This window comes from Streptomyces sp. NPDC005774, assembly GCF_042871645.1.
In the GTDB taxonomy this organism is placed as follows: domain Bacteria; phylum Actinomycetota; class Actinomycetes; order Streptomycetales; family Streptomycetaceae; genus Streptomyces; species Streptomyces pratens.
Genome location: NZ_JBIAIV010000124.1, coordinates 1 through 2847, shown reverse-complemented (window position 1 = coordinate 2847; position 2847 = coordinate 1). Strand labels below are relative to the sequence as shown.

The following is a 2847-nucleotide window of genomic DNA, read 5'->3' as shown; positions in this document are numbered from 1 at the left end:
GGCATCATCCGGCGCGGCGCCAAGCTGATCTTCGCGTACGCGGAGGCGACCGTCCCGCTGATCACCGTCATCACCCGCAAGGCCTTCGGCGGCGCGTACGACGTCATGGGCTCCAAGCACCTGGGCGCCGACCTCAACCTGGCGTGGCCCACCGCGCAGATCGCGGTGATGGGCGCCCAGGGCGCCGTCAACATCCTGCACCGCCGCACCATCGCCGCATCGGACGACGCCGAGGCCACCCGCGCCCGGCTGATCCAGGAGTACGAGGACGCGCTGCTCAACCCCTACGTGGCGGCCGAGCGCGGCTACATCGACGCGGTGATCATGCCGTCCGACACCCGCCGCCACATCGTCCGCGGGCTGCGTCAGCTGCGCACCAAACGGGAATCCCTGCCCCCCAAGAAGCACGGCAACATCCCCCTCTGAAACCTGTGGGAGCCACCATGACGATCAAGGTCGTACGGGGCAACCCGACCCCGGAGGAACTCGCCGCCGCACTCGCGGTGATCCGAGCCCGCGCCACGGCGGCGTCCGCCGTGCCGTCCGGCGCGCCCGCCCCCCGCGACTCCTGGTCCGACCCGTCCCGCCTCGCCGGCCGGCTCCTGCCCCGGCCGGGGCCGGCGGCCTGGCCGCGGACGTACTGGCCGGGGGCCTAGGGCCCGAGTCCGTCGTCCGGATCAGGCCGGGCTGGCGGGCCCCGCGTGATGACCGCGCCGGCATGCCGGGAAGTTGAGTACGCGTACTCAGGCGGTGCCGGGACGGGCGGCCGGACGATGGAGAGCATGCTGTGGTCCGACCCCGAGAACGAGCCGCCGAAGGAACTGCGGGATGCGCAGGAGATGCTGCGACGGCTGGGCGTTCTCGTGGCACTGGCCATGGTGCTGGCGATGATCGTGATCGGCGTGCGGTGAGGCGTGCAGTGAGGCGTGCGGTCGTCGGGGGGGCGGGCGGGGGGGGGCCGCCCCCCCCCCCGGGGGGGGGGCCCCCCCCCCGCCGCCCTCAATAAATAAAAAACCCCCCCCCGGCGCGGGGTACACAACCCCGCACCCCCCCCCCCCGGNNTACGTACGGGGGGGGGGGGGGGGGGGGGGGGGGGGGGGGGGGGGGGGGGGGGGGGGGGGGGGGGGGGGGGGGGGCCGGGCCCCCCCCCCCCCCCCCCCCCCCCACGCCGGTGGGCGGATCCGCCGATACGCTGATCGCATGACAGATCAGCCCCGCCGTCGGCTCGTGCTCGCCTCCCAGTCCCCCGCCCGGCTCGGACTGCTCCGCCAGGCCGGACTCACCCCCGAAGTGATCGTCAGCGGAGTCGACGAGAACGCCGTCACCGCGCCCACCCCGGCCGAACTGGCCCTCGCCCTCGCCGAGGCGAAGGCCTCCGTGGTCGCGGCGAAGCCGGAGGTCCTGGGCGCCCTGGTGATCGGCTGCGACTCGGTGCTCGAGCTGGACGGCCGGGCCCTGGGCAAGCCCGCGGACGCCGAGGAGGCCACCGCGCGCTGGAAGTCGATGCGGGGCCGCGCGGGCATCCTCCAGACCGGCCACTGCGTCTACGACACCACCGCGGACGGCAGCCGGTACGCCTCCGCCACCGCGTCGACCGTCGTCCGCTTCGGCGAGCCCTCGGACGAGGAGATCGCCGCCTACGTCGCGTCCGGCGAACCGCTCCATGTCGCGGGGGCGTTCACCCTGGACGGCCGCTCGGCCCCGTTCATCGAGGGCATCGACGGCGACCACGGAAACGTCATCGGCATCAGCCTGCCGCTGGTGCGCCGTCTGCTGGCCCGGCTGGGCGTGGGCATCACGCAACTGTGGGCGCCGCCGGAGAGGTGACCGGGGACCCGTCGGCGCCGTCTCCCTCGCCCCCGCCCGCGGATTCGGCGGATTCGGCGGGTCCGGCGGGTCCGGCGGGTCCGGCGGCATCGGCGGGTCCGGTGGGTCCGGCGGCATCGGCGGGCCCTGTGGGTCCGGCGGCATCGGCGGGCCCTCCGGGACGGCCCTCGGGGTCGTACGTCATCAGGAGCAGCACGATGAGGGCGAGCACCATCGCCATGGAGAGGAACGCGGACACGCCGACCAGCCCCCACACGAAGGCACCCAGCAGCGCGTGCACCACGGCGGCGCTGATCAGCAGGGCCCGGCCTGCCCCGGAGGGCGCGCGGTCGCGCAGGGCGACCAGCAGCGCGACGAGGCCGCACAGGGCGAAGTAGAGCCCGAAGACGATGCCGGCGGCCTTCGAGGACACCGACGTCATGTGCGGGTCGAGGCCGGCCAGTGACATGTCCTGCCGGTCGACGACGACCCCGAGCAACCAGTTCAGGGCGGCGACGCCGAGCCCTTCGGCGAAGAGCACGAGTGCCACGATCCACGCCACCGGCCTGCGGACCACCGGCCCCCACCCACTTCCGAGCACGACTGCGGTTACCCCGAGTACATTCGAGGCGGCGCGAACGTTACTGACAAGTAAAGCCAGGGACAAGGGTCCCGCGAACGGCAAAGAATCATTGGGCCATTCGTAGGGACTCGACAAAAAAACGGAGTGGGCCGCAGCACGCTCTCACAGAGACCTTGACCACATGGGACGGCTAGGGTTTCCCGGAGGAGTCTTGCGCACCAAGGTGCGACATGGGATTTCGCGGGTCGAGCGAGCCTCGAATCACGCTCCGTGTGGGCAAGCTCACCAGTGGGGACGGGTCGCAGTGCCGTGTCGGCAGTCCCTAAACTCGGCTTGTTTCAAGGAGGGAGCCTCAATCGTGCGCAAGGTGCTCATCGCCAACCGTGGCGAAATCGCTGTCCGCGTGGCCCGAGCCTGTCGGGATGCCGGCATCTCGAGCGTGGCCGTCTACGCGGACC

6 protein-coding genes are annotated in these 2847 nt (G+C 72.9%); 5 read left to right on the top strand and 1 reads right to left on the bottom strand.

Annotation, left to right across the window (positions count from 1 at the left end; genetic code table 11):
• The 4 genes from ACFYQA_RS39340 to ACFYQA_RS39325 all read left to right on the top strand — a co-directional run.
• Positions 1–426: carboxyl transferase domain-containing protein (locus ACFYQA_RS39340; protein ID WP_388928628.1), on the top strand; the 426-nt coding region annotated here is incomplete at its 5' end.
• 17 nt (positions 427–443) lie between these two features.
• Positions 444–656 (top strand): acyl-CoA carboxylase subunit epsilon, encoded by a 213-nt coding sequence (locus ACFYQA_RS39335; RefSeq protein ID WP_388928626.1) that lies wholly within the window; start codon positions 444–446, stop codon positions 654–656.
• Positions 657–782: 126 nt separating this feature from the next.
• Positions 783–911 carry a morphogenic membrane protein MmpB gene (gene mmpB, locus ACFYQA_RS39330; protein WP_332430272.1) on the top strand — a complete coding sequence of 43 codons (129 nt, stop codon included), beginning with the start codon at positions 783–785 and terminating at the stop codon, positions 909–911.
• Between the two features lie 289 nt (positions 912–1200).
• Positions 1201–1827, top strand: a complete 627-nt coding sequence (locus ACFYQA_RS39325) for a Maf family protein (RefSeq protein ID WP_388928624.1) — start codon at positions 1201–1203, stop codon at positions 1825–1827.
• On the opposite strand, the gene ACFYQA_RS39320 is transcribed toward ACFYQA_RS39325, so the two are convergent.
• Positions 1796–2383 (bottom strand): hypothetical protein, encoded by a 588-nt coding sequence (locus tag ACFYQA_RS39320; RefSeq protein WP_388928622.1) that lies wholly within the window; start codon positions 2381–2383, stop codon positions 1796–1798. The genes ACFYQA_RS39325 and ACFYQA_RS39320 overlap by 32 nt on opposite strands.
• A 364-nt stretch (positions 2384–2747) precedes the next feature.
• Here ACFYQA_RS39320 and ACFYQA_RS39315 point away from each other — a divergent pair.
• The coding region (locus ACFYQA_RS39315) for a biotin carboxylase N-terminal domain-containing protein (protein WP_388928630.1) at positions 2748–2847 on the top strand (100 nt) is incomplete at its 3' end.

Excerpts from the sequence above, each read along its gene's own strand:
- ACFYQA_RS39325 (WP_388928624.1), top strand. The coding sequence starts at position 1,201 with ATGACAGATCAGCCCCGCCGTCGGCTCGTGCTCGCCTCCCAGTCCCCC.
- mmpB (WP_332430272.1), top strand. The coding sequence starts at position 783 with ATGCTGTGGTCCGACCCCGAGAACGAGCCGCCGAAGGAACTGCGGGAT.
- ACFYQA_RS39335 (WP_388928626.1), top strand. The coding sequence starts at position 444 with ATGACGATCAAGGTCGTACGGGGCAACCCGACCCCGGAGGAACTCGCC.